This window comes from Luteipulveratus flavus (assembly GCF_029439465.1).
Taxonomy (GTDB): Bacteria; Actinomycetota; Actinomycetes; order Actinomycetales; family Dermatophilaceae; genus Luteipulveratus; species Luteipulveratus flavus.
This window is the reverse complement of sequence record NZ_JAROAV010000031.1, coordinates 14,800-40,127: the sequence shown is the minus strand read 5'-3', so window position 1 is coordinate 40,127 and position 25,328 is coordinate 14,800. Positions and strand designations below refer to the sequence as shown.

At 71.7% G+C, this 25,328-nt stretch carries 23 protein-coding genes; 7 read left to right on the top strand and 16 right to left on the bottom strand.

The window, feature by feature from the left end:
• Positions 1-30 precede the first annotated feature (30 nt).
• Genes P4R38_RS12125 through dapE form a run of 6 tightly spaced genes read right to left on the bottom strand, consistent with a single transcriptional unit; the run spans position 31 to position 4,525 of the window.
• Complete coding sequence (locus P4R38_RS12125) at positions 31-1,293, bottom strand: hypothetical protein (protein WP_277192362.1); 1,263 nt, start codon at positions 1,291-1,293, stop codon at positions 31-33.
• Positions 1,290-1,883 (bottom strand): DNA-3-methyladenine glycosylase I, encoded by a 594-nt coding sequence (locus tag P4R38_RS12120; RefSeq protein ID WP_275238316.1) that lies wholly within the window; start codon positions 1,881-1,883, stop codon positions 1,290-1,292. The genes P4R38_RS12125 and P4R38_RS12120 overlap by 4 nt, the downstream gene beginning before the upstream one ends.
• Entirely contained in the window at positions 1,880-2,320 is a 441-nt protein-coding gene (locus P4R38_RS12115) for an SRPBCC family protein (protein ID WP_277192361.1), read from the bottom strand. Before P4R38_RS12115 ends, P4R38_RS12120 begins: the two co-directional genes overlap by 4 nt.
• Before the next feature lie 10 nt (positions 2,321-2,330).
• On the bottom strand, positions 2,331-2,645 hold the full coding sequence (locus P4R38_RS12110; protein WP_275238314.1) for a DivIVA domain-containing protein: 315 nt from the start codon (positions 2,643-2,645) through the stop codon (positions 2,331-2,333).
• Between the two features lie 36 nt (positions 2,646-2,681).
• The gene (locus P4R38_RS12105) at positions 2,682-3,434 is read right to left on the bottom strand and encodes an LOG family protein (protein WP_275238313.1); all 753 of its coding nucleotides are present in this window, start codon (positions 3,432-3,434) and stop codon (positions 2,682-2,684) included.
• On the bottom strand, positions 3,431-4,525 hold the full coding sequence (gene dapE, locus P4R38_RS12100; RefSeq protein WP_277192360.1) for a succinyl-diaminopimelate desuccinylase: 1,095 nt from the start codon (positions 4,523-4,525) through the stop codon (positions 3,431-3,433). The genes P4R38_RS12105 and dapE overlap by 4 nt, the downstream gene beginning before the upstream one ends.
• A 111-nt stretch (positions 4,526-4,636) precedes the next feature.
• Between dapE and dapD the strand changes: the two genes are divergently transcribed.
• On the top strand, positions 4,637-5,578 hold the full coding sequence (gene dapD / locus P4R38_RS12095; protein ID WP_277192359.1) for a 2,3,4,5-tetrahydropyridine-2,6-dicarboxylate N-succinyltransferase: 942 nt from the start codon (positions 4,637-4,639) through the stop codon (positions 5,576-5,578).
• Positions 5,575-6,525, top strand: coding sequence for a hypothetical protein (locus P4R38_RS12090; RefSeq protein ID WP_277192358.1), 951 nt, complete (start codon positions 5,575-5,577; stop codon positions 6,523-6,525). The genes dapD and P4R38_RS12090 overlap by 4 nt, the downstream gene beginning before the upstream one ends.
• Positions 6,526-6,594: 69 nt before the next feature.
• On the opposite strand, the gene P4R38_RS12085 is transcribed toward P4R38_RS12090, so the two are convergent.
• The 3 genes from P4R38_RS12085 to fdxA all read right to left on the bottom strand — a co-directional run bounded on the left by P4R38_RS12085 (position 6,595) and on the right by fdxA (position 9,507).
• On the bottom strand, positions 6,595-7,887 hold the full coding sequence (locus P4R38_RS12085) for a citrate synthase (protein WP_275238309.1): 1,293 nt from the start codon (positions 7,885-7,887) through the stop codon (positions 6,595-6,597).
• A gap of 126 nt (positions 7,888-8,013) precedes the next feature.
• Positions 8,014-9,111 (bottom strand): succinyldiaminopimelate transaminase, encoded by a 1,098-nt coding sequence (dapC, locus tag P4R38_RS12080; RefSeq protein WP_277192357.1) that lies wholly within the window; start codon positions 9,109-9,111, stop codon positions 8,014-8,016.
• A gap of 69 nt (positions 9,112-9,180) precedes the next feature.
• Positions 9,181-9,507, bottom strand: a complete 327-nt coding sequence (gene fdxA / locus P4R38_RS12075) for a ferredoxin (protein ID WP_275238307.1) — start codon at positions 9,505-9,507, stop codon at positions 9,181-9,183.
• 66 nt (positions 9,508-9,573) lie between these two features.
• Here fdxA and P4R38_RS12070 point away from each other — a divergent pair, with 66 nt between their 5' ends.
• Genes P4R38_RS12070 through P4R38_RS12060 form a run of 3 tightly spaced genes read left to right on the top strand, consistent with a single transcriptional unit; the run spans position 9,574 to position 12,183 of the window.
• Entirely contained in the window at positions 9,574-10,581 is a 1,008-nt protein-coding gene (locus P4R38_RS12070; protein ID WP_277192356.1) for a GNAT family N-acetyltransferase, read from the top strand.
• A 10-nt stretch (positions 10,582-10,591) separates the two neighbouring features.
• Complete coding sequence (locus tag P4R38_RS12065; protein WP_277192355.1) at positions 10,592-11,320, top strand: Type 1 glutamine amidotransferase-like domain-containing protein; 729 nt, start codon at positions 10,592-10,594, stop codon at positions 11,318-11,320.
• A gap of 50 nt (positions 11,321-11,370) precedes the next feature.
• Positions 11,371-12,183 (top strand): GNAT family N-acetyltransferase, encoded by an 813-nt coding sequence (locus P4R38_RS12060; protein WP_277192354.1) that lies wholly within the window; start codon positions 11,371-11,373, stop codon positions 12,181-12,183.
• A 17-nt stretch (positions 12,184-12,200) separates the two neighbouring features.
• Here P4R38_RS12060 and P4R38_RS12055 read toward each other — a convergent pair whose 3' ends face one another.
• The 5 genes from P4R38_RS12055 to typA all read right to left on the bottom strand — a co-directional run bounded on the left by P4R38_RS12055 (position 12,201) and on the right by typA (position 20,955).
• On the bottom strand, positions 12,201-15,047 hold the full coding sequence (locus P4R38_RS12055; RefSeq protein ID WP_277192353.1) for an FAD-binding and (Fe-S)-binding domain-containing protein: 2,847 nt from the start codon (positions 15,045-15,047) through the stop codon (positions 12,201-12,203).
• A gap of 96 nt (positions 15,048-15,143) precedes the next feature.
• Positions 15,144-17,678, bottom strand: a complete 2,535-nt coding sequence (locus P4R38_RS12050; RefSeq protein ID WP_277192352.1) for a VanW family protein — start codon at positions 17,676-17,678, stop codon at positions 15,144-15,146.
• Positions 17,675-18,181, bottom strand: a complete 507-nt coding sequence (locus tag P4R38_RS12045; protein WP_275238301.1) for a flavin reductase family protein — start codon at positions 18,179-18,181, stop codon at positions 17,675-17,677. Before P4R38_RS12045 ends, P4R38_RS12050 begins: the two co-directional genes overlap by 4 nt.
• Complete coding sequence (locus tag P4R38_RS12040; protein ID WP_277192351.1) at positions 18,178-19,050, bottom strand: PIG-L family deacetylase; 873 nt, start codon at positions 19,048-19,050, stop codon at positions 18,178-18,180. The genes P4R38_RS12045 and P4R38_RS12040 overlap by 4 nt, the downstream gene beginning before the upstream one ends.
• 12 nt (positions 19,051-19,062) lie before the next feature.
• Entirely contained in the window at positions 19,063-20,955 is a 1,893-nt protein-coding gene (typA, locus tag P4R38_RS12035) for a translational GTPase TypA (RefSeq protein ID WP_275238299.1), read from the bottom strand.
• Between the two features lie 79 nt (positions 20,956-21,034).
• Between typA and P4R38_RS12030 the strand changes: the two genes are divergently transcribed.
• Positions 21,035-21,520, top strand: a complete 486-nt coding sequence (locus P4R38_RS12030; RefSeq protein WP_277192350.1) for a MarR family winged helix-turn-helix transcriptional regulator — start codon at positions 21,035-21,037, stop codon at positions 21,518-21,520.
• Here P4R38_RS12030 and P4R38_RS12025 read toward each other — a convergent pair.
• Both P4R38_RS12025 and P4R38_RS12020 read right to left on the bottom strand, forming a co-directional pair.
• Positions 21,483-22,937 (bottom strand): alpha/beta fold hydrolase, encoded by a 1,455-nt coding sequence (locus tag P4R38_RS12025; protein WP_277192349.1) that lies wholly within the window; start codon positions 22,935-22,937, stop codon positions 21,483-21,485. The two genes, P4R38_RS12030 and P4R38_RS12025, sit on opposite strands and share 38 nt — an antisense overlap.
• 38 nt (positions 22,938-22,975) lie before the next feature.
• A complete protein-coding gene (locus tag P4R38_RS12020) occupies positions 22,976-23,437 on the bottom strand; it encodes a (deoxy)nucleoside triphosphate pyrophosphohydrolase (protein ID WP_409201257.1) in 462 nt (153 codons plus the stop codon).
• 188 nt (positions 23,438-23,625) lie between these two features.
• Between P4R38_RS12020 and P4R38_RS12015 the strand changes: the two genes are divergently transcribed.
• Positions 23,626-25,293 (top strand): ABC transporter substrate-binding protein, encoded by a 1,668-nt coding sequence (locus tag P4R38_RS12015; protein WP_277192348.1) that lies wholly within the window; start codon positions 23,626-23,628, stop codon positions 25,291-25,293.
• Positions 25,294-25,328: the final 35 nt, after the last annotated feature.

Sequence of the window (25,328 nt, the reverse complement as noted above, 5' to 3'; positions counted from 1 at the left end):
GGGGTGCGTCGGTGAGATCGGCGAGAAGAACTAGATCGGGTTGTCGGCGGGCGGGATGAAGCGCAGCAGCTCCCAGCCCCACCACACCTGCCAGCCGAGGCCGAGCAGGACGAGCACCACGGTGCGGAGCCCGACGAACCGGTAGCGCGCCGCTCGCGGGTCGTCGGGCGACCAGCCACCACCGATCATCACGACCGCCAGCGGGAACACGAACAGCAGGTACCGGTAGATGCTGGTCCACGGGTCGAGCACGGCGCCGAGGTAGAGCAGGTACCCCAGCACCCAGGTCCGCATGACCGGGCCGAGTGCACGGGCCCAGGGGCCGAGCATCGCGACGAGGACGCCGACGACGAAGGCGATCAGCGCGAAGCGTCCCCAGAACGGGCCGAGCGCGGCGGCCGAGTTGTTCCACCACGGCTCGAACGGCTTGACCACGCCGCCGACCCGCCAGGTGCCCATCGTGTCGGTGTACGCGGAGGAGCTGCCGGTCTGCGACCAGGCGATGGCCGGCCACATCAGACCCGCCACCCCGCAGGAGGCCAGCGCCGCCAGCATCCCGACGATCTCGGAGGGGTGCACCGGTCGGTCCGCACGCCGGCGCCAGCGAACGATGACGGCCACCAGCGCGACCAGTCCGAGGGGCAGCGCGATCGGGCGGGTGAGTCCGGTGAGCAGGGCGAGCGAGGCCGCCACCGCCCACTGCTCACGCTGGATCGCGAGCAGGAACCCGCACAGCAGCAGCATGGCCAGCGACTCGGTGTAGGCCATCTGCAGCGACGGGGAGGGCGGCGACGCGGCGTACACGCAGACGGCGGCGAGCGCGACGACCGGTCCGACGCGATCCCGTAGCAGGACGCCCATCACGGCGGCGGCGGCGGTGCCGAGCACGAGCGAGAACGTGGAGCCGACGACGCCGAAGGACAGGCCGGTCGCCGACATCAGCAGCTTGGTGATCTCCGGGAACAGCGGGTAGAACGCCCACTGGTTCTGCTGGAGCGCGCCGTTCACGACCGGCAGCTGGTCGGGGTAGCCCTCGCGCACCACCGTCTCGTACCAGCGGCCGTCCCACATGCGGGTCATGTCCCAGTACGTCGTGGTCGAGCCGTTCTCGGGGCCGAACGGGACGCCCTCGGGCACCTGGTGGCGCGCCAGCCAGATCATCAGCAGCGCCGACAGCAGCCGGAAGAACAGGTAGGCGACCACGACCATCGGGAGGAAGCGGGTGGCGACCAGGCGGGCCCGGTCGGTCATCTCGTGGGCCGCTCGCGGCTGCGCCAGGACAGTGCTGCTCATGATCGGGCTCCCGTGCTGCGGAAGCAGCCTGCCAGGTGGTCGTCGACCAGGCCGCACGCCTGCATGGCGGCGTACATGGTCGTGGGTCCGACGTGCGCGAAGCCCGCCTTCTTCAGCGTGCGGGCGAGCGCAACGGACTCCGGGGTGGTCGTCGCGGCATCGGCGAGGGTCCGCGGTGGCCGGTGAGAGGCCGGCCGGTGGGACCAGACCACGTGGTCGAGGCCGCCGTCCTCCCGCAGCCGGACGACGGCGCGGGCGTTGGTGACCGCCGCGTCGATCTTGCGGCGGTTGCGGACGATCGACGCGTCGCTCATCAGCCGCTCGACGTCCCCTTCGTCGTACGAGGCCACCGTGTCGGCGTCGAAGTCGGCGAAGGCCGCCCGGAACGCCGGGCGCTTGCGCAGGATCGTGATCCACGCCAGACCGGACTGGAAGGCCTCGAGGGTGACGCGCTCGTACAGGGCGCTCTCGCCGTGCACGGGGACGCCCCACTCGTGGTCGTGGTACTCCAGGTAGTCCGGCGTGGAGCCCGCCCACGCGCAGCGGGGCAGCTCGTCCGGACCGATGACGATGCCGTCCGGGACGCTCACTCGGCGGCCTCCCGCAGCAACCCGTCGACCGTCCGACCGAAGAGCACCCGCGCGGCGACGTCGGCGATCGGGCCGACGGCGCGCCCCAGCAGGTCGGGGCGCGGACGCACCAGCTCGGCCCAGGCGACGCGCGCACCCGAGCCGTGCGGCGCGACCTCGATGCGGGCACTGCCGGAGAGGACCCGGCCGATCTTGGTCAGCACGACGTGACCGGCGCTGCCGTCGGTCGGCGGCTCCCACTCGTCCACGCGCATCACGTCGTGGAAGGCGAACGGACCGAGACGGGTCGCGGCGTCGATCTCCTGGCCGACGCCGGGCGGCCCGGTGACGGTCAGGCGGGTGAGGGGCACGTGAGCACCGTGCCGGGGCCAGTCGGTGAGCACCGACCAGACCCGCCCGACGGGCGCGCTCGTCTCGCGGACGATCTCGACAGCCATGACGCGGGCCTCAGTCGGTCGACGCGGACCCGACCGGCCGGCCGGCCAGCTCGGCCCGCAGCCGCTCGATCTCGCGGTCCCGCGACAACAGCTCGTCGCGCAGCCGGTCCAGCACACCGTCGACCTGGCTCATCCGGTAGCCGCGCAACGTCTGGTCGAGCCGCAGCGCGTCCAGGTCGTCCTCGGTCACCCGGCCCTCCGGGAGCGGCTCGAACGCAGAGGTGGCGGTCGGGTCGTCCATCGTCGTGACGGGGATCCGGCCGATGACGACCGCAGCCGCCAGGCCGATGACGACCACGAGGAGAGCGATGAGGACCACGATCACGGGTCCGAGGATAGGTCACGGCCCTGAGCGGTGGGACTACTCAGGGCGTTGAGCCTCCATCCGCTCCTGCCGGGCGGTCGCGATGAGGTCGACGGCCTCCCGCGGGTCGTCGACGACGTGCAGCAGGTCGACGTCCTGCTCGCTGACCATCTTGTGGGTCAGCAGCGTGCCCCGCAGCCAGTCCACCATCGGCGTCCAGAACTCGCGGCCCAGCAGCACCACCGGGAAGCTGGTGACCTTCTGGGTCTGCACCAGGGTGATCGCCTCGAAGAGCTCGTCCAGCGTGCCGAACCCGCCGGGCAGGACGACGTACCCCTCCGCGTACTTCACGAACATCGTCTTGCGGGCGAAGAAGTAGCGGAAGTTGACGCCCAGGTCCACGTACGGGTTGAGGCCGGCCTCGAACGGCAGCTCGATCCCGAGCCCGACGCTGGTGCCGCCCGCCTCCATGGCGCCCTTGTTGGCGGCCTCCATGGCTCCCGGGCCGCCACCGGTGATGACGGCGTACCCCGCCTCGACGAGCAGCCGGCCGACCTCCTCGCCGAGGGCGTAGTACGGGGAGTCCGCGGGCGTGCGGGCCGACCCGAAGACGCTGACCGCCGGACCGAGCTCGGCGAGCGCCCCGAAACCCTCGACGAACTCGCTCTGGATGCGCAGCACCCGCCACGGGTCGGTGTGCAGCCAGTCGGCCGACTCGGCGTTGTCCAGCAGCCGGGCGTCGGTGGTCGTACCCGGCACCCGCTTGCCGCGCAGCGTGGTCGCTCCCTTGCGGTACTCCGGGGTGGTCATGGGTGCTCCTCGCCGTCGGTGGGTGCGTCCTCGAGCCAGCGCCGCAGCGCCGCCTCTGCGTCGATGATCTGCTGCTCGGGGCAGTGCTCGTGGTCGGTGTGGGCCAGGTTGGGGTCTCCCGGGCCGAAGTTCACCGCGGGGACACCCAGCGTGGAGAAGCGGGCGACGTCGGTCCATCCCTGCTTCGCCGTCACGGGCAGGCCGAGCGCGGCGACGAACGCCTGCGCCGCGGGGAGGTCCAGGCCGGGCCGCGCGCCGTCGGCCGTGTCGCCCAGCTCGACGTCGAACCCGTGGAACACCTCGCGGACGTGCTGCAGCGCCTGCTCGCCCGACCGGTCCGGCGCGAACCGGTAGTTGACGCTCACCGTGCACGCGTCCGGGATGACGTTGCCGGCAATGCCGCCGCTGATGCCCACGGCGTTCAGCGCCTCGCGGTACTCCAGCCCGTCCACCTCGGCGGTCCGCGGCTCGTACGCCGACAGCCGGGCCAGGATCTCGCCCGCCGCGTGGATCGCGTTGCTGCCGTTCCAGGGCCGGGCCGAGTGGGCGGCGACGCCGCCGGCATGGACGTCCACCCGCAGGGTGCCCTTGCACCCGCCCTCGATGCCCCCGTCGGTGGGTTCGAGCAGGACCGCGAAATCGCCCTGCAGCAGGTCCGGACGGGTCCGCGCCAGGCGGCCCAGACCGTTGTACCGGTCCTCGACCTCCTCGGCGTCGTAGAACACGTAGGTCACGTCGCGGGTCGACTCGGTGATCGTCGCCGCCAGCCGCAGCTGGACCGCGACACCGCCCTTCATGTCGGTCGTGCCCCGTCCGACCAGCCGGCCACTCTCGCGCCGTACGGGCAGGTTGGGCGGGTCGGTCAACGGCACCGTGTCCAGGTGGCCGGCGAGGATGACCCGCTCGGGGCGACCGAGGTCGGTGCGGGCGACGACCGCGTCGCCGTCGCGCACGACGGTCAGGTGCGGCAGCGCCCGCAGCGCCCGCTCCACCGCGTCCGCGAGCTCGGTCTCGTGGTGGCTGACGGACTCGATGTCGCAGACCGCGGCGGTCAGGGTGACCACGTCGGCGGTGAGGTCCAGGTCGGGCATGCGGCCATCCTGGCGCATCGGCACCGGCCCGTCCGCGCCGCAGTCCGGGCCGCCGCGACCATCGTCCGAACCGTGTCACGCGCTGCCCCCTCCCCCGCCTACTCTTTGCGCATGACTTCCCCGCGTACGGCCTGGGGCTTCGGCCTGGCCACCGAGACGATCGACGGCCGGGTGCTCGACACCTGGTATCCCTCGCCCGCGCTCGGGAGCTCGCCCGTCGCGAAGGGCCCGTACGCCGCCCCGGCCGACCTCGCCGCTCAGGTGCGCGAGGACCCGCGCCGCGGGGTGCGGACCCGGGTCGTGCACGAGCAGATCGACCTGGACGCGGCCCCTGCCTCGGTGCCGGACGCGTACCTGCGGCTCCACCTGCTCTCCCACCGTCTTGCGGCGCCCAACACCATCAACCTCGACGGGCTGTTCGGGGTGCTGAGCAACGTGGTCTGGACGAACCACGGCCCGTGCGCCGTCGAGGACTTCGAGGCGACCCGGCTGCGGCTGCGCGAGGCCGGCGCGGTCCAGGTGCTCGGGGTGGACAAGTTCCCCCGGATGACCGACTACGTCGTGCCGAGCGGGGTGCGCATCGCCGACGCCGACCGCGTCCGGCTCGGCGCCCACCTCGCACCGGGGACCACGGTGATGCACGAGGGCTTCTGCAACTTCAACGCCGGCACCTTGGGCACCTCGATGGTGGAGGGACGCATCGTCCAGGGCGTGGTCGTCGGCGACGGGTCCGACATCGGCGGCGGCGCCTCGATCATGGGCACCCTGTCCGGCGGCGGCACCGCACGCGTCTCGATCGGGCAGCGCTGCCTGATCGGCGCCCAGGCCGGGGTCGGCATCGCCCTCGGCGACGACTGCGTGGTCGAGGCCGGGCTCTACGTCACGGCGGGCACCAAGGTGACCTTGGAGGACGGCACCGTCGTCAAGGCGTCCGAGCTCTCGGGGCGCGACGGGATGCTGTTCATCCGCAACTCCACGACCGGTGTCGTCGAGTGCCGGGCCCGTCAGGGTCACGGCATCGCGCTCAACGACGCCCTCCACGCCGACCAATGACGCCGCTGCCCGGATCGCGCACGCGACAGGACGAGGCCGCCTGGGACACCCCCCAGGTTGGGAACACGTGGGACGAGCAGGACTTCGAGGAGCACCGCGGACGCGGGCGCTGGCGTAAGACAGTCGGCTGCCTGGTCCCGCTGCTCGTCCTCGGAGCCGTCGGCTACGGCGGGTACGTCGCCTACGACCATCTGGAGAACTTCTTCGGCGGAACCTCCTGCCGGATGGTCGACGGCGGCCACGAGGAGAAGTGGGAGCCGGAGCAGGCGGCCAACGCCTCCACCATCACCACGGTCGCGGTCACGCTGGACCGGTTGCCGACACAGGCCGCGCACATCGCGGTCACCACGGCCATCCAGGAGTCGAAGCTGCGCAACCTGACGTACGGCGACCGCGACTCCGTCGGGCTGTTCCAGCAGCGTCCGAGCCAGGGGTGGGGCACCGCGGACCAGATCGCCGACCCGGTCTACTCCAGCCGGGCGTTCTACGAGCACCTGGTCAAGGTCGACGGGTGGCGCGACCGTCCGCTGACCGAGGTGGCGCAGGAGGTCCAGCGCAGCGGGCACCCCGACGCCTACGCCGACCACGAGGACCAGGGCCGGACGATCACCCAGGTCCTCTCCGGGCAGGTGCCCGCCGCCGTGGGGTGCCGGCTCGACGCGGCCACGGACTCGACCGCCCCGGCGGCCCTGCTGACCAAGCTGCGCGCCCAGACCGGCGCCCGCGCGTCGGTGGCCGGCGGCGGCGTCGACGTGAGGGCCTCCAGCGAGCAGGTCGCCTGGGCGATCGCCGGCTGGGCCGTGACGCACTCCGAGTCCGACGGCATCACCAAGGTCACCGTCGGCGACCAGGAGTGGCGGCGCGAGCGCGGCAAGGACGGCTGGCGCTGGCACGAGGCGTCGACACCGACCAACGACACCCGGTCGGTACGGATCGACCTGGCCTGATCGCGGGCGCACGACGAAGCCCCGGTTCCCAAGTGGAACCGGGGCTTCGTCGTCAGCGTGGGACGCGGGTCAGCGCGTCTCGATGCCGACGTAGCTGCGCTCGGCCTCGCCGATGTAGAGCTGGCGCGGGCGACCGATCTTGGTGGCCGGGTCCTCCATCATCTCGCGCCACTGGGCGATCCAGCCCGGCAGGCGACCGATGGCGAACAGCACCGTGAACATCTCGGTCGGGAAGCCCATGGCCTTGTAGATCAGGCCGGTGTAGAAGTCGACGTTCGGGTAGAGCTTGCGCTCGACGAAGTAGTCGTCCTTGAGGGCGATCTCCTCCAGGCGCATCGCGATCTCCAGCTGCGGGTCGTCGACGCCCATCTTCTGGAGGACCTCGTGCGCGGTCTCCTTGACGATGGCGGCGCGCGGGTCGTAGTTCTTGTAGACCCGGTGGCCGAAGCCCATCAGCTTGACGCCGTCCTCCTTGTTCTTCACCTTCTTCATGAAGGTCTCGACGTCGTCGTCACTGCCGTCGATCGTGTCGAGCATCTCCAGGACGGCCGAGTTGGCGCCGCCGTGCAGCGGGCCGGACAGCGCGTGGATGCCCGCGGAGATGGACGCGAACAGGTGCGCGTGGCCCGAGCCGACCAGCCGCACCGTGGAGGTGGAGCAGTTCTGCTCGTGGTCGGCGTGCAGGATGAACAGCTGGTCCAGCGCCTTGGAAACGACCGGGTCCACGTCGTAGTCCTCGGCCGGCACGCCGAAGGTCATCCGCAGGAAGTTCGACACCAGGTCGAGCTTGTTGTCCGGGTACAGCGTCGGCTGGCCCTGGCTCTTCTTGTGCGCGTACGCGGCGATCGTCGGCAGCTTGGCCAGCAGCCGGGTGGTGGACAGCTCGACCTGGTCCTTGTCGGTGATCGAGAGGCTGTCCTGGTAGAACGTGCCGAGCGCCGAGACCGCCGCCGAGAGCACCGACATCGGGTGCGCGTCGCGCGGGAACGCCGCGAGGAGGTCCTTGAGGTCCTCGTGCAGCATGGTGTGGCGCCCGATGCGGTTGGTGAAGTCCTCCAGCTGGGCAGCCGTGGGCAGCTCGCCGTAGATCAGCAGGTAGGAGACCTCGAGGAAGCTCGAGCTCTTCGCCAGCTGGTCGATCGGGTAGCCGCGGTAGCGCAGGATGCCAGCGTCACCGTCGATGTAGGTGATCGCGGACTGGCACGACGCGGTGTTGACGAAGCCCACGTCGAGCGTGGTGTTGCCGGTCTCCTTCATCAGGGAGGAGATGTCGTAGCCTGCGTTGCCCTCGGTCGCCGGGAGCAGTGGGAACGACAGCTCCTTGTCGCCCGCCCTGAACGTGGCGGTGCCCTCTGTTGTCATCTGCTGTCCGTCCTCCTTGCGTTCCGGCGTCTTCCGCCGGTAAGTCAGCCCGGCCGACGTTACCCCAGCGTCAGGGCCCCGGTGCAATCGGGCCGGTCGGCCGGTCAACGCGTTTTTGACGCACCGTCAACGATCGGTCAGCCGTGCCACAGCCGCGTCGATACGCTCGTCCGTCGCCGTGAGCGCGATCCGCACGTGCCGGGCGCCGGCCACGCCGTAGAAGTCACCCGGAGCGACCAGGATCCCGCGCTGCGCCAGCCGGTCCACCGTCTCGCGGCACGGCTCGTCCGCGGTCGCCCACAAGTACAGACCCGCCTCGCTGTGGTCGATGCGCCAGCCGGCCGACTCCAGCGTCGGGCGCAGCAGCGCGCGGCGGGCGGCGTACCGCTTCTTCTGCTCCTGGACGTGATCATCGTCACCGAGCGCTGCTCGCAGCACCCGCTGGATCGGCCACGGGACGATCATGCCGGCGTGCTTGCGCACCTGGACCAGCCGATCGACCAGAGCGGGGTCGCCGGCGACGAAGGCCGCACGGTATCCGGCCAGGTTGGACTGCTTCGACAAGGAGTACACCGCCAGCAGGCCGTCGTGGGAGCCTGCGCACACCCGGTCGTCGAGGATGCTCGGCGCGCTGTCGGTGCCGTCCCAGGTCAGCTCGGCGTAGCACTCGTCGCTCGCGACGAGGACGCCGCGCGAGCGGGCCCAGTCCACGACCTTGCGCAGGTGCTCCACCCCGAGGACCTGCCCGGTCGGGTTGCTCGGCGTGTTCAGCCACAGCAGTCGCGGCGAGTGCGGACCGAGCTCGAGCAGGTTGGCCATGGGCCGCGGGTCGGCGCCCGCGAGCCGCGCGCCGACGTCGTACGTGGGGTAGGCGACCGAGGGGAACGCGACGGTGTCGCCCCGGCCGAGTCCGAGCAGCGTCGGCAGCCAGGCGACGAGCTCCTTGCTGCCGACCGTCGGCATGACCCCGTCCGGATCGACGCCGGTGGCGTGCCGGCGTCGGGCGAACCAGGTGCTCACCGACTCGCGGAGGTCGGGGGTGCCCCAGACCTGCGGGTAGCCCGGTGCGTCCGAGGCGGCGCTCAGCGCGTCACGCAGGACCCGCGGCGTGGGGTCGACCGGCGTGCCGACCGAGAGGTCGACGATGCCGTCGGGGTGCTGCTGGGCGAGCTCCTTCGCCGCGGCGAGCGTGTCCCAGGGGAAGTCGGGGAGCTGCAGGCTCACTCGTCCTCGCGGTCGTGATTCCAGCGACGCTCCGGGCCTCGCTGCGCTCGTTTCCTCACGCCGCTGTCATCACTCCGAGTGCTCCTGGGGCGGGAGCGCGGCGATGATCGGGTGGTCCTTCTCGATCTTGCCGAGCTTGGCCGCGCCGCCGGGGCTGCCGAGGTCGTCGAAGAACTCGACGTTGGCCTTGTAGTAGTCCGCCCACTCCTCGGGAGTGTCGTCCTCGTAGTAGATCGCCTCCACCGGGCAGACCGGCTCGCACGCACCGCAGTCGACGCACTCGTCGGGGTGGATGTAGAGCGAGCGCTCACCCTCGTAGATGCAGTCGACCGGGCACTCCTCGATGCAGGCCTTGTCCTTGAGGTCGACGCACGGCTGGGCGATGACGTAGGTCATGGGGGTGGATCCTCCTGCTGGTCGTCGGCGCACGAGCGCCGGTGCACTGCCTAGTATGCCGAGGCGATGAACGACGACCCTAGTGAGCCCCACCTCACCGCATCGTTGCGTGTCGGAATGCGGATCGTCGTCCGCTTCGCCATCGCCGGCGACGGTGACGCATCCGAGGGCGGACCGACGCTGACCGACGCGGTGGGCGAGCTGCTGCGCATCGACGAGCGCGCTCTCGTCGTGCGGACGCGTCGCGGGGAGGTCACGGTCGAGCAGAGCCGCGTCGTCGCCGCCAAGGAGATCCCACCGGCCCCGTCCCGGCGCGGACGCCCGCACCTGGCGGTGTCGATGACCGATCTGCAGGAGCTGATGGTGGAGGGCATGCCGCCGCTGCACCAGGAGTGGCTCGGGCGGTGGCTGCTGCGCAGCTCCGACGGCTACACCGGCCGCGGCAACTCGGTGCTGCCGCTCGGTGACCCCGGTGTACCGCTCGACGACGCCATGTCGCGGGTACAGGCCTGGTACGCCGAGCGCGGCCGGCCACCGCTGGTGCAGCTGTACGGCCCGACCGGCTTCGACGTCGCCCGCGACGAGCTCGGCGCATGGGCACTCGCCCACGGATGGCGGGTCTTCCAGCAGACCCTGGTGCTGACCGGTCCGGTCGAGGCGCTCGCCGCCGCACCGGCCCCCGGCCTCGAGGTCGCCGTGCACGACCGGGCGGACGACGCCTGGTTCGCGGGTGCGACCGCGCGCGAGCAGGAGCACGCCGACACCCTGCGCGCGATGCTCGCCCGGATCGAGGACGCCTCCTACCTCGTCGCGTCGCACGGGGACGAGGTCGGCGCGATCGGGCGCGTGGCGTACGGATCGGCGTGGGCGGGCGTCTTCGCGCTGCACGTCCGCCCCGACCTGCGACGCCGTGGCCTCGGTCGAGCGCTGCTGCGGGCGGCGGGTCAGGACGCGCAGTCGCGGGGCGTGCGGTCGGCGTACCTGCAGGTGTCGGCGGACAACGAGGCGGCGGTCGAGCTGTACCGGTCGCTGGGCTTCGACACCCACCACGAGTACTGGTACGCCAGGCCCTAGGGTCTGGCGCATGCCTGCTGAGCAGCCCACGATCCTCGCGACCTCCGGCGGCCTGAAGGAGGGGCGCCACACCTTCTGGGAGCTCTCGGCGCTCTCGACCTACGCGGTCGACCTGGCCGGAGTGAGCGGCCGCGCCCCGAAGGTCTGCTTCCTCGCGACGGCGCTCGGTGACAACGAAGCGGTGCTCGCGCGGCTGCACGACGCGGCGCGGGTCGCGGGGTGGCAGTCCAGCCACGTCCAGCTGTTCCCGATGCCGAACGTCCCCGACGTCCGAGCGCATCTGCTGGAGCAGGACGTCGTGTGGGTGATGGGCGGCAGCGTCGCCGGGCTCCTCGCGATGTGGCAGCTGCACGGGGTGGGCGAGGCGATGCGGGCCGCGTGGGAGGCGGGCGTCGTCCTGACCGGAGTCTCGGCCGGGTCGATCTGCTGGCACGTCGGCGGCACCACCGACTCGTTCGGCCCGGACCTGCGGCCCGTCACCAACGGGCTCGCCCTGCTGCCGTACAGCAACGGCGTGCACTACGACGCCGAGGAGCAGCGGCGGCCGTTGTTCGAGTCGCTGATCGCCGACGGCACCCTCCCCTCCGGCTACGCCACGGACAACGGGGTCGGACTCGTCTACCGCGGGACAGAGCTCGTCGAGGCGGTCAGCGAGATCGACGGCAAGGGTGCCTTCTTCGTCGAGCGCGCTGCCGACGGCACAGCGACCGAGACCCGCCTGGACGTCCGGGCCCTGTAGCGGCCGAAACGGACGCGACAGGGCGTCGCGGGCGGCCTAGGGTCACCGGGGTGACGAACCCGGACATCACCGCCCTGCTGCGCGCCTACGACGACAACCTGCGATCCGCGGCGGAGGTCCGGGGCACCGACGACGTCCAGCGGCACGGCCCGCTCTGGCTCGCGACCTACCCCGACCGCGGCTTCGTCACCTACGCCGACCTGGACGGCGCCGAGGGCGAGGCCGTCGACGAGCTGATCGCGTACGCGATCGAGTGGTTCCGCGACCACAGCACCGTGCCGTTCTTCGAGTGGAAGACCCGCGGGCACGACCTGCCGGCCGACCTGCCCGATCGCCTCGTCACGCACGGCTTCGTGGCCGAGGAGGTCGAGTCGGTGATGGTCGGTGAGGCCGCCGGCTGCGTGGCGGACCTCGCCCTCCCCGACGGCGTGACCATCCGGCGCCTCGACGCGTCCGCCCCGGATCTGGTCGGTGACATCGAGCGGATGATGGACATGCAGGCGGAGGTGTTCGGCCAACGGTTCGGCGACAGCGCGCAGACCGCCGAGCGGGTGCGGTCCGAGGGCGACGCCTTCCAGCTGTGGGTGGCCGAGGCAGACGGTCAGGTCGTGACCGCCGGGCGGCTGGACGTCGTACCGGGCACCGAGTTCGCCGGGGTGTGGGGCGGGTCGACCCGGCCGGAGTGGCGCGGTCGCGGGATCTACCGCGCCCTCACCGCCGAGCGCGCCCGGGCGGCGCTCACCCAGGGGGTGCGCTACCTGCACAGCGACTCCACCGAGTACTCCCGGCCGATCCTGGAGCGCAGCGGCCTGGTCAAGATTACGACCACCACGCCGTACATCTGGACGCGCCCGACCGGCTGACGGCGGCGTCCGCCGCGTCAGGTGCGCTCCGGGTCGAGCAGCTCGGCCAGGTGCACACCGTGCCGCTCGGTGAGGTCGGCGACCTGGGTCCGGCAGGAGAACCCGTCGGCGAGCAGCAGCGCGTCCGGCTCGTCGCGCAGGGCCGGCAGGAGCGACTGCTCGGCGACCTTCACCGACACCTCGTAGTGACCGAGCTCGACGCCGAAGTTGCCCGCCAGGCCGCAGCAGCCGCCGAGACGACGGACGTCGGCGCCCGCCCGGCGCAGCAGCTGCGCGTCGGGCGTCCACGACATCACCGCATGGTGGTGGCAGTGCGGCTGCGCGATCACCCGAAGGCCGGCGAGGTCGGGTGGCGACCACGCCGCGTCCGCGGTCAGCAGCTCGGCGAGCGTGCGTACCGCCGCGGCGACCGTGCGTGCGCGCTGCGCCGGCTCGCCGCCGGCGGCGTCGAACAGCTCGACGGCGTCCGAGCGCAGCACCGCCGTGCAGGACGGCTCGAGCCCGACGATCGGCACCCCGGCCGCCGCGGCGTCGTACAGGCCGCCGACGGTGTCGCCCAGGATCCGGCGGGCGGCGTCGAGCTGGCCGGTGGTGATCCAGGTCAGACCGCAGCAGCCGGGCGGGTCGAGCACGGGTTCGTACCCCGCCGCCCGCAGGACCCGGACCGCCGCCTCGCCGACCTGTGGTGAGAAGTGGTCGGTGAACGTGTCCGCCATCAGAACGACCTGGCGGTCGGTCACGGCAGCCGCGTCGAAGGTGGGCACGCCGTTCGCAGCCGCCCAGGCCCGGAAGGTCCGAGGTGCCAGCGGCGGGACGGACCGGCGCGGGTCGACCCCGGCCACCTTCTTCAGCGCGGAGAACCGCTCCCCCACCCCGAACATCGCGTTGACGACCGTGGGCATCCTCGAGCCCATCCGCACCCAGCGCGGCAGCTGCCCGAGCGCGTAGTGCGCACGAGGCCGCGGACGCCGCTTGTACGTCTGGTGCAGCACCTCCGACTTGTACGTCGCCATGTCGATGCCGGTCGGGCAGTCCGAGGCGCACCCCTTGCACGACAGGCACAGGTCGAGCGCCTCGTGCACCTCGGGCGCGTTCCAGCCCTGGACGAGCGAGCCGTTGACCATCTCCTGCAGGACGCGGGCCCGGCCGCGGGTGGAGTCCTTCTCCGCGCCGGTCGCGAGGTACGACGGACACATGACCCCGCCCGTACCGGTGTTGTCGGCACGGCACTTCCCGACGCCGGTGCACCGGTGGACGGCCTGGGAGAAGTCGCCGTGGTCGTGAATCAGGCTGAACGCCAATGGTTCTCGCACGGGGCGGGCCTGCGGGATGCGCAGGTCGGCGGTGGCGGGTGCCGGGTCGACGAGCACGCCGGGGTTGAGCAGGTTGTCCGGGTCGAGGTGGTGCTTGATCTCGGCGAACAGCTGCAGCGCCTCCGGCGAGTACATCGTCGGCAGGAGCTCACTGCGCGCCCGTCCGTCGCCGTGCTCGCCCGACAGCGACCCGCCGTACGACGCGACGAGCGCAGCGGACTCGCGCAGGAACGCACCGAACTGCGCTGTGCCGGAGGGGCTTTCGAGCGGGAAGTCGATCCGGATGTGGAGGCAGCCGTCGCCGAAGTGGCCGTACGGGAGGCCGGTCAGGTCGTGCTGCTCCAGCAGGGCGTCGAAGTCACGCAGGTACGCGCCGAGACGCTCGGGCGGGACGGCGGCGTCCTCCCACCCGGCGTGCGCCGGGCGGTCCCGTGGGCTGCGACCTGACAGGCCGGCGCCGTCCTCGCGGACCCGCCAGATGGTGGCGGCCTCCGCCTTGTCGGCCACGATGCGCGCCTCGATCGCTCCCGACGCCACGGCCAGCCGGTCGGCGCGCGAGCGCACCTCGCCCGGGTCGTCGCCGGCGAGCTCGACGAGCAGCCACCCGGCTCCGCGCGGCAGGACGGGTACGGCCGCCGGTCCGCGCCGCGCGAGCAGGATGTCGACGATGCGCTTGTCCATCCCCTCGACGGCGACCGGGTCGAAGCCCAGCATCGTGGGCGAGGCGTCCCCGGCGGCGGCGATGTCGGGGTAGCCCAGCACGACCAGCAGCCGCTCGGCGGGCTCGGTGACCAGGCGCACGGTGGCCTCGCTGAGCACGCCGAGCGTGCCCTCGCTGCCGGCCAGCAGGCGCGTCACGTCGAAGCCGGCCTCGGGGAGCAGGTGCTGGGCGGCGTACCCGGAGACCTGTCGGCCGAAGCGGCCGAGCTCGGTCCGGATCGTCGACAGGTGCCGGCCGGCGATCGCGTCCAGCCCCGCCCAGGTCGGCGACGCGGCCAGCACGTCGGCGCGGGAGGTGCCCACCGCGGTCCGCAGGACCTCGCCGGCGGCCGTCACGAGCTCGGCGCCGAGGAGGTTGTCGCCGGTCTTGCCGTACCCGAGCGCGCGGTTGCCGCACGCGTTGTTGCCGATCATCCCGCCGACCGTGCACCGGCTGTGCGAGGACGGGTCGGGGCCGTACCGCAGGCCCGCGGCGAGCGCCTGCCGCTGCAGGGCGGCGTGCACGGTGCCCGGCTGGACGACCGCGCTGGCGGACTCGGTGTCCAGGGTCAGCACGCGGTTCATGTGCCGGCTGAAGTCGACGACGATGCCCGTGCCGACCGCGTTGCCGGCGATGGATGTACCGCCGCCACGGGAGGTGACCGGAGCGCCGTGCCTCCGGGCGACCTCCAGCGTCGCGAGGAGCTCGTCCCGGTCGTACGGCCGGACGACGACCTGCGGGAGCAGCCGGTAGAGCGAGGCGTCCGAGGAGTACGCAGCGCGGGAGGTCGAGTCGGCGAGGACGTCGCGCAGCCCGGCGGCGCGCAGGTCGGCGACCAGCTCGGCAGTCATTCCCGCATCATCACCCGGCCCACCGGACCCGTGTCGGCGGGGTCCGGTGGGCGAACGTCGGTGGCGCCGTCCCTGCTCGGCGCAGGACGCCGCTCGTCAGTCCTGCGGTGGTGCCGTCGGCTTCGGCGTGGTCGGCGCCGACGGCGAGCCGCTGGGCGCCTTGCCGCAGATGATGTTGTTGGCGGCCTTGTACGTGGTGGTGGTCGTCTCGTTCTTCACCACGGCACCGCCCTGCTTCACCACCCGGGTGACCTTGACCGAGAACCCACGCTGCGGGAACACCTTGATGCAGCCGGGGTGGTCGTCGTAGATCGTCTTCGGCTCGCTGTAGTCGTACGGCTTGCCGGTGGTCGTCTCGACGGTGAACGTCTTCTTGCCGTAGAAGCGCATCACCACCTCGTTGCCCTCGGTGCCGGCCTGGATCAGGATCGGCGCGCCCGTGGTGTTGGTCCACTTGTTGTCCAGGACCGGGATCCACAGCGTCGCCTCGCGGCCCATCGGGTACCGCGAGATCCAGAACGAGTGCGCCTTGTGCTCGTCCAGCTGCACGCCGGCGAAGAACGCGGTGTTGTACATCGTCGTCGACACCTGGGAGACGCCGCCGCCGAGAGCGGCCCGCTCGTGGCCGTCCTGGATGGTCGGCGCCTCGACGTAACCCTGCTCCGGGGTCATCTCACCGCCGAGCGCTTGCACCAGGCTGAACTGCTCGCCCGGTGCGACCACCTGGCCGTTGAGGATGCTCAGCGCGACCTTGATGTTCTTGGTCCGCGCGACGTTGGTCGGGCCGCCGGGGAACCGGGAGCGGAACTCCGAGATCGCGGTGGTCGTGTTGACCGCCTTGGCCTCCTCGGTGCTGATCCGCGGCTTGACCGGGGTCGTCGCGACGGTCGCCTTGTGGTCCTCGGACGTCAGGCCCGCGAGGACCGCCGCGCCCAGCTTGGCGCGGTCCAGCTTGGAGCCGTCCTCGCCGGGGGTGATCTTCGGCTGGCCGGCCGCCAGCTCGATCCTGGCGTTGCGGGCCGGGTGGTCGAACTCCGGCTGCTCCTTCATCAGGGTGTCGGCGAGCTTCTCGGTGTCCACGACCGGCGACAGCCGACCGCGGTCGTTCTTGACGCTCAGCACCCTCGAGAGCTGCTTCGGGCTGAGCGAGGCGTCCGACCGGCCGTCGGTCACGGTCAGGTCCTCGGACATGGCCTTGTCGGCGAACGTGCTGACGAACCGGTCGATCTCTTCGTTCGTCAGGCGGCCGTCGCGCTCGGTGATCGTCGTGGAGTACTCCCGGTTCGCGGGCCACTCCTTACCGATCTTGGCCGCGAGCGCGTCCGCGTCGATGCCCTGACCGGAGGTCGACCGGACGACCTTCACCTTGCCGTTCTCGAAGCTGACCTTGCCGTCCACCGGCGCCTTGCTCAGCAGCGGACGGGTCGCGTCGTCGACCGCGTCGGCCAGGCGGTTCCGGTCGGTCTTCACGACCGCCGGGCGGTCCTCACCGCCGCCGAGGAAGCCGAAGACGTGGCCCGGTCCGATCCCGCTGCCGCCCAGGCCGTCGAGCGAGCGGGGTACGTCGACGGAGAGGCCGGCGGAGGCCGGCTGCACCTGGGCGCGACCGTCGCCGACGGTGACCGTCACGGGGAGCTTGGACACACGCGCGGACTCGGCCTCCAGCTTCGTGGTCGCGTCGGCCTTGCTGAGGCCGCCGACGTCGACACCGGCGACCGTGGTGCCGGAGGAGATCCGGCCGCCCTGCCACAGCGCCAGCACCAGGTAGGCGGCGATCAGCACGACCGCGACCGCACCGACGCGCGCCCAGGGGCTGCCCAGGAGGCCGCTCGGGCCGGCGGTGCGGGACGGACGGTCGCCGGAATCGCCGGAGTCGACGCGCGCGGCCGAGGAGGCCGTCGAGACCCGGTCGGCCCCGTCGTCCGCGGCGGGCGGGCGGGTCGACGCGGCGGCCACCGCGGGCCGCTGGTCGGGAGCCGCCGTCGGCCGGGACACCGACCCGACGACGGTCGGGTCCTCGTCGTCGCCGGCGTGCGTCGAGGCCGCTGGGGCCTGGGCCGAGGGGCGGGCCTGGCCAGGCAGCTGCTGGGCGGGCACGGCCGGCGCGGACGACGGGATGGCGCGACCGATCGGCATGGCGGTCGTCTCGTCCTCGGCGGCGTCAGCGCGATCCGCCGGGGACGGTGCGGTCGGCGTGACGGGGATGGCGGTCGTCTCGGCCTCGTGGCGATCGACGGCCGGCGCGGGCTCGCCGACCGGTGCCTCGACGGATGTGGGCTCGTGCTCGGTCGACGCCACCGTCTCAGTGGTGCGCTCGTCCGCAACCTCCGGCCCGGCTTCGGCCCCGGGCTCCGGCGCAGCAGCCGCGTGGGTCTCGTCCGCCGGGACGGCGGACTCCTGCGCGGGGGCGTCCGGCTCCGGCGCCTGCTCGGTCCCTTCCGTCACGGCCTGCTCGGTCCCCGCCGTCACGGCCTGCTCGGTGTCGAGCGTCTCGTCCTGCTCGGCGTCCGGCGTCGTCGCCGCGTCCACCCCTGCCATGTCCTGCTCCCCCTGTGGTCCTGCCTGCGCAGCCTGCTCGGCCGACGACTCCCCGTCGTGCGGCTCGGGCGTACCCGCGTCCTTCGTCGTCACGGAAGTGCTCCAAATCGTCCTCGGTAGTAGATCAGGGCGTCCCCGGGGTGCTCGCTGATCTGCACCGAGACTACGTTGCCCACCACCAGCGTGTGATCGCCTGCCAGGTGCGTCTGCACCGTCCGCAGCTCCAGGTGCGCCAGCGCCTCCGACAGCAGCGGGACCCCGGTCGCCTCTCCCTGGTGATGCGGGACGCGGTCCAGCTGGCCGTGCAGCGGCCGACCGCGCGTCGCCAACCATTGTGCCGTGCCGCGGGCGCTCGCGGGCAGCACACTCACTCCCCACACGCCGGCGTCGATGATCGCGTCGTGGAAGCGCGCCTCGCGCTCGACGCTCACCAGCATCAGCAGGGGGTCGAGGGAGACCGAGCAGATGGCGTTCGCGGTCATCGCGTGGTCGAGGTGCCCGACCCGCGTCGTGACGACCGTCACGCCCGTGGCGAACCGGCTCACGGCCCGGCGGTACTCGCCCTCGTCGACCTGCGGCACCGGCTCGCTGCTCATCGTCCCTCCAGTCCCGTTCGTCGTGCACCCGAACCCGCCACCGTACGACCGTCGGCCGGGTCGATCTCGACGAACCCCTCGCGACCGGACAACCGGGCGAGCACGTCGTTGGACAGGCAGTAGGCGTCGTCCGCCAGTACCCGGACCTGCGTGCGATGACACGCCAGCGCCCGCGCCTGGACCGCCACCGCGCCGGGGTCGACGGTCGCGTGCGTCACGACGGTGTCGTCGGCCACCGACAGCTCGGGTGCGTACGGCTCGGGCGGTGGCACGACGCCCCACTCCTCGAGGCGGTCCGCAGGTACGGCCGCCGCCCACGCCCGGTCCTCGACCGCCCACGACCGCGGGGTCAGGACCGCGAAAAGCCTTGGCGGCGAGGCCAGCTCGCGCACGGCCGCCACCGTCACCCGATGCGTCTGGATGTGGTCCGGGTGGCCGTACCCGCCGCGCTCGTCGTACGTCACCACGACGTCACACCCCAGCCGCTCGATGAGCGCCGCGACCTCGGTCGCGACCTCCTCGACCGGCGCCGAGGCGAACGCTCGCGGATGCCGGGCCGACGCCGTACCGACCATCCCGGAGTCCCTGTATCCCTCCAGGAGCGTCCAGGACGCGACGCCCATGACGTCCATCGCGGCGGCCAGCTCGGCGTGCCGGACGACGGCCAGCGGGTCGGCACCCTCGGGGTCCCGCTCCTCACCGGCCGGCAGCTCCAGGTGCGCCAGGTCGGCGGGGATGACCTCGCCCTCCTCGCCGGCCGTCATCGTCAGCACGTGCACCTCGTCACCAGCAGCGACGTGGTGCGCGATCGAGACGCCGGTCCACAGGAACTCGTCGTCCGGATGGGCGTGGACGAACAGCAGACGCACGGCCGGGGTGGGTCAGCGCCGGGCGCGTGCGGCCGCGCGGCCGCGCTCGCCGGCGTCGAGGACCACCTTGCGGATACGGACCGCGTCCGGGGTGACCTCGACGCACTCGTCCTCACGGCAGAACTCCAGGGACTGCTCCAGGCTCAGCTTGCGCGGCGGCACGACCTTCTCGAAGTTGTCGGCCGACGACGCGCGCACGTTGGTCAGCTTCTTCTCCTTGGTGATGTTGACGTCCATGTCGTCGGCGCGGGAGTTCTCGCCGACGATCATGCCCTCGTACACCTCGGTGGACGGCTCGACGAACAGCGAGCCGCGCTCCTGCAGGTTGACCATCGCGTAGGCGGTCACCGGACCGGAGCGGTCCGCGACGAGGGAGCCCGAGACGCGCGTGGTGATGGTGCCGTACCAGGGCTCGTAACCCTCGAAGATGTGGTGGGCGATGCCCGCGCCTCGGGTCTCGGTGAGGAACTCGGTGCGGAACCCGATGAGGCCGCGCGAGGGCACGAGGAACTCCATCCGGATCCAGCCGGTGCCGTGGTTGGTCATCTGCTCCATGCGGCCCTTGCGGGCAGCGAGGACCTGCGTGATCGCGCCGAGGTATTCCTCGGGGGTGTCGATCGTCAGACGCTCGACCGGCTCGTGCAGCTTGCCGTCGACGTCCTTGGTGACCACCTGCGGCTTGCCGACGGTCAGCTCGAAGCCCTCGCGGCGCATCTGCTCCACGAGGATCGCCAGCGCCAGCTCACCACGGCCCTGAACCTCCCAGGCGTCGGGCCGCTCGGTCGGAAGGACGCGCAGCGACACGTTGCCGATGAGCTCCTTGTCGAGGCGGTCCTTGACCATGCGGGCGGTGACCTTGGTCCCCTTGGTCGGCCCCCGGCCGACGAGCGGGGAGGTGTTGGTGCCCAGCGTGAGGGAGATCGCCGGCTCGTCGACGGTGATGACCGGCAGCGGGACCGGGTTCTCGGCGTCGGCGATCGTGTCGCCGATCATGATCTCCGGGATGCCGGCGATGGCGATGATGTCGCCGGGTCGGGCCGAGCCCTGGTCGAGCGGCTTGCGCGTGAGGCCGTCGGTGATGAGCAGCTCGGTGATCTTGACCTTCTCGGTCGAGCCGTCGTGGCGGCACCAGGTGACCTGCTGCCCCTTGCGCAGCTCGCCGTTGAAGACGCGCAGCAGCGCCAGGCGTCCGAGGAAGTTGCTGGAGTCGAGGTTGGTGACGTGCGCCTGGAGCGGGGCGTCGTCCTCGTAGGACGGGGCCGGGATCGTCTCCATGATCGTCTTGAAGAGGGGCTCGAGGTCGTCGTTGTCCGGGAGGGTGCCGTCCTGCGGCCGGTTGAGGCTCGCGGCACCGGCCTTGCCGGAGGTGTAGACGATCGGGAACTCGATCTGATCCTCGTCGGCGTCGAGGTCCATGAACAGCTCGTAGGCCTCGTCGACGACCTCGGAGATGCGGCTGTCGGGGCGGTCGACCTTGTTGATGGCCAGGATGACCGGCATCTTCGCCGCGAGCGCCTTGCGCAGGACGAAGCGGGTCTGCGGCAGCGGGCCCTCGGACGCGTCGACGAGCAGGACGACACCGTCGACCATCGACAGGCCGCGCTCGACCTCGCCACCGAAGTCGGCGTGACCGGGGGTGTCGATGATGTTGATCGTGACGCCGTCGGGGGCGTCGTGCGCGGCCGCGGAGGGGCCGTTGTAGTGGATCGCCGTGTTCTTGGCGAGGATCGTGATGCCCTTCTCCCGCTCGAGGTCACCGCTGTCCATGGCCCGCTCGTCGACGTGGTCGTGCTCGCCGAAGGCGCCTCCCTGCCAGAGCATCTTGTCGACAAGAGTGGTCTTGCCGTGGTCGACGTGGGCGACGATGGCGACATTGCGGATGTCGCTGCGAGACTTGCTGGGCATGATCCCTAGTGTCTCAGGGTTTTCGGGTGCTGCTGACCACCGCCCGGGACGCGCGCCCGCGCGCCCGTACCCTGGCCGCATGTCGCAGCCCGCTCCCACCCCCTCGGCGGAGTCGTCGCGGCTGCTGTTCAACGTCTTCCTGATCGAGCAGCAGGTCGGCGCCGTGCTGGCGCGGGCGCTGGAGGACATCGGCGTCACCCCGTCGGAGTTCGCGATCTACGCCGCGCTGGAGATGCACGGCGAGCCGATCACCCCGAGCGACCTGGCCGCCCGGATCAACGTCCCGCGCTCGACGCTGACCGGCTACCTCGGCGCCCTCGACCGGCGCGGCCACCTCGAGCGGCTGCCGAACCCCGCCGACGGGCGGTCCGCGTACGTCCGTCTCACCGACACCGGCCGCCGGACCCAGTCGACTGCGGCCGCGGCGGCACTGCAGGTCCAGGCCGACCTCGACCGCCGGCTGGGCCCGGCGCTGGAGGACGTGCGCCAGGCCCTCGTGACGCTGCACGAGGGCCTGGACGCGGTGCTCAGGGACGACCGAGGAACGCCGTCACCCGCTCGATGATCTCGGGGTGCTCGGCGCCGCGCGACTGCAGCGAGTGGCCCGCGCCCCGAACCACCAGGACCTCACCGTGCGGCGCGCGGCGGAACTCCCGGCTCGCCCACTCCAGCGGCGTGGACAGGTCCCGGTCGCCGGCGAGGAACAGCGTCGGCACGGGCGGCAGGTTGCGCTTGTGCGAGACCCGGTCCGGGGTCGTCACGCCCCAGGAGCGGCACAGCTGGACGAGGCCGTTGTCCGTCGCGGTGTCGACGTCGAACGGGTACACCTGCTGGGCGGTGAGCGTGGAACGCACCCGCTGCAGCGCCGCCTCGCGAGCGGCGAACGGGGTGTCACTGTCGCCCCACGGCTCCACCTGGTCCATGCACAGCGTGGCCGCGTGCAGACCCTGGCTGAACTCGGCGACCGGCGCCTCGGCCGCCACCCCTTGGAGCCAGCCCTGCAGCAGGCCGTCGTTGCCGTTCACGGCGTCGTGCAGCATCCCGGGGACGAAGTCGAACGAGGGCCGGATGACGCTGACGATCGCGAGCAGGTTGAGCAGCGCCGGGCCGTCGTAGCCGCGCGAGACGAGCGTCGCGAGGTCGGCGACCGGGTCGCCCGGGCACTGCTGGGCGGTACAGACGTCGCGCAGCACCCGACGGACCGCCACCATGCTGGTGAGCGAGAGGCTGTCCTGCGGCATCCACTGGTGCGGGACGACCGAGTCGAGGATCAGGTGGTCGACCGCGTGCGGGTACGTCACGGCGTACCGCTCGGCGACGTAGCTCCCGTAGGAGGTGCCGTCGACCGTCATGGTCCGCACGCGCAGCGCGCGCCGCAGCAGCTCCAGGTCCTGGACGGTGTCCTGGGTGCCGTAGAAGGGTCGCGTGGCGCCGAGGATGCCCGAGCACTCGCGTACGGACGCCGCGGTGGGCGTGAGCAGGTCGCCCTCGCCCATCTCGCGCTGCAGGCCCGGGCAGCTGATCGCGGTTGCGCCGGTGCCGCGCTGGTCCAGCATGACCAGCCGCCGGCCGTTCAGCGCGGGCGCGAGCCGCTGGGCGAACCGGGGTGCGAACGCGACGCCCGGCTGACCCGGGCCGCCGGTGAGGTTGAGCAGGACCGGGTCGGACGCTGGGCCCTTCTGGACGGTGACCGGCAGCGCGAGGGTCGCGCCGGCCGTCCGCTCGTGGTCCAGCGGGACGCGCAGCAGGCCGCAGGAGAAGCTCGCGAGCGCAGGGTCGGCGCACGGGCCGAGGTGCTCCAGCCCGGGTGCGACGGCCGTCCCGGGGCGCACGGTCGGCGGAGCGGACGCGGTCGACGCGGCGAGGGCCGCGGGACCGGAGGAGCACGCGGCTCCGAGGACGAGCAGCACCGAGGCCAGGAGAGCGAGCACGGTGCGTCCGGAGCGGAGCGGCAAGAACGCGGGTGGGACAGGAGCGGGCATGGCGACCTCCTCAGGTTCGCTCCGCACGCTAGCCCAAACTAGTTCGGGCCCGAACTAGTGTGACCCGATCGTGATGTGATCCATCGCTCGACGGCCTCGATCACCGGTCGGTCGTCGCGTAGCCAGCCCACGTCGTACAGCTGGGCGACCGGCAGCCAGCGCAGGGCGTCGTGCTCGTCGAGCGGCTGCGGCTCGCCCGTCACGACCACGGCGAGGCGGACGTGCATCGCGTACGACGGCCCGAGTGGCCAGGCGCCCTCCTCGGCATCGCCCCGCAGCGGTCCGGGTACGCGGTCACCGAGCTCGACCTGCACGCCGAGCTCCTCCGCCAGCTCCCGGTGCCACGCCTGCTCCAGGGACTCCCCCGGCTCGACCTTGCCGCCCGGCAGCTCCCAGCCCCCGGCGAGTGCGGGCGGTTCGGTCCGCCGCGCCGCGAGCAGCCGGGTCGGCCGCTCCAGGTCGTCCACCAGCGCGGCACCCACCACGAGTCGTCTGCTCACGTCGGTCAGGGTGCCAGGCACACCTCGCCGCGGCGCACCGGACCTGGAGGTCTCAACTCGGACAAGGCTGACCGAATCCGCCCCTCGCCGCCGGACCGCTCGGTACTGTCGCCCCACTCCGACACCACAGACGGGACCGGACGCGGCGCTACCCCGGCCGCCCGGTGCTGCAGGACTGAGAGGTACCCATGAAGGTCAACCGCAAGGCAGCGGCAGTCGCTGCTGCCAGCGCCGCCGTGCTCGCACTGGCGTCGTGCGCATCCTCCGACCGTGACAGCGGTTCGGGCAGCAGCAGCGGAGGCGGGGGTGGCGGCGGCACGCTGACCTTCGGTGCCGCGGGCGCGCCGGCCGTGTTCGACCCCTTCTACGCCTCCGACGGTGAGACGTTCCGCGTCACCCGCCAGCTGTACGACACGCTGGTGATGTTCAAGCCCGGTACGGCCGACATGACGCCCGCCCTCGCCGAGAGCTGGAACAACTCCCCCGACGGCAAGACCTGGACGTTCAACCTGCGCAGCGGTGTGAAGTTCAGCGACGGCACCGCCCTGGACGCCACCGCGGTCTGCAAGAACTTCGAGCGCTGGTACAACCAGACCGCCGACGGTCTCGCGGGCGCGGAGTACTGGTCGTCCAACTTCGGTGGCTCCAAGGTCACCAAGGAGCCCTCGCTCTACAAGTCCTGCACCCCGACCTCCAACAAGGTCGTCGTCCAGCTCAACCGCGTGACCTCCAAGTTCCCCTCGGTCCTGGGTCTGCCGTCCTTCTCCATCCAGAGCCCCACCGCGATGGACAAGTACAAGGCGAACGACCTCAAGGGCAAGGGCGAGGGCATCGCCTACCCGGAGTACGCCAAGTCGCACCCGACCGGCAGTGGCCCGTTCACGCTGGAGAAGTACGACACCGCGAACCAGACGATCACCCTCAAGCGCAACGCGAACTACTGGGGCGACAAGGCCAAGATCGACAAGCTCGTCTTCAAGATCATCCCGAACGAGAGCTCGCGCAAGCAGGCACTCGAGGCGGGCGAGATCGACGGCTACGACTTCCCGAACCCGGCCGACTGGAACTCCCTCAAGCAGAACAACGACCTCAAGGTCCGTCCGGCGTTCAACGTCCTCTACCTCGGTCTCAACGCCAAGGCCAACCCGAAGCTGAAGGACCTCAAGGTCCGTCAGGCCCTGATGACCGCCATCAACCGGCCGCAGCTGGTGAAGTCCCAGCTGCCGGAGGGCGCCAAGGTCGCCGACGAGTTCATGCCGGACACCGTCGACGGCTACAACACCAGCCCGACCAAGTACACCTACGACGTCAACAAGGCCAAGCAGATGCTGCAGCAGGCCGGCGCCGCGGGCATGCAGATCGAGCTGTGGTACCCGTCCGAGGTCAGCCGCCCGTACATGCCGAACCCGCAGAAGATCTTCGACGCCATCAAGAAGGACTGGGAGGCCGCCGGCCTCAAGGTCAAGCCGGTGACGAAGCCGTGGAACGGTGGCTACCTCGACGCGGTCGACAACGGTGACGCGTCCTCCTTCCTGCTCGGCTGGACCGGTGACTACAACACCGCCGACAACTTCATCGGCACGTTCTTCACCGAGACGACCAACCGCTTCCAGACGGGCCAGTACCCGTGGGGCAAGCAACTGTCGGCCGAGCTGACCAAGGCGGACAGCACCGTCGACGAGGCGGACCGCACCGCGCAGTACAAGACGATCAACAACAAGCTGGTCACCGAGTACCTGCCGGGCCTGCCCATTTCGCACTCGCCGCCCGCCATCGTCTTCAACAAGAAGGTCTCGGGCATCACGCCGAGCCCGCTGACCGACGAGCGCTACAACTACGCGGAGATCAAGAAGTGAGCTGACCGCCTTCGGCGGCAGGTTCGACACACAGG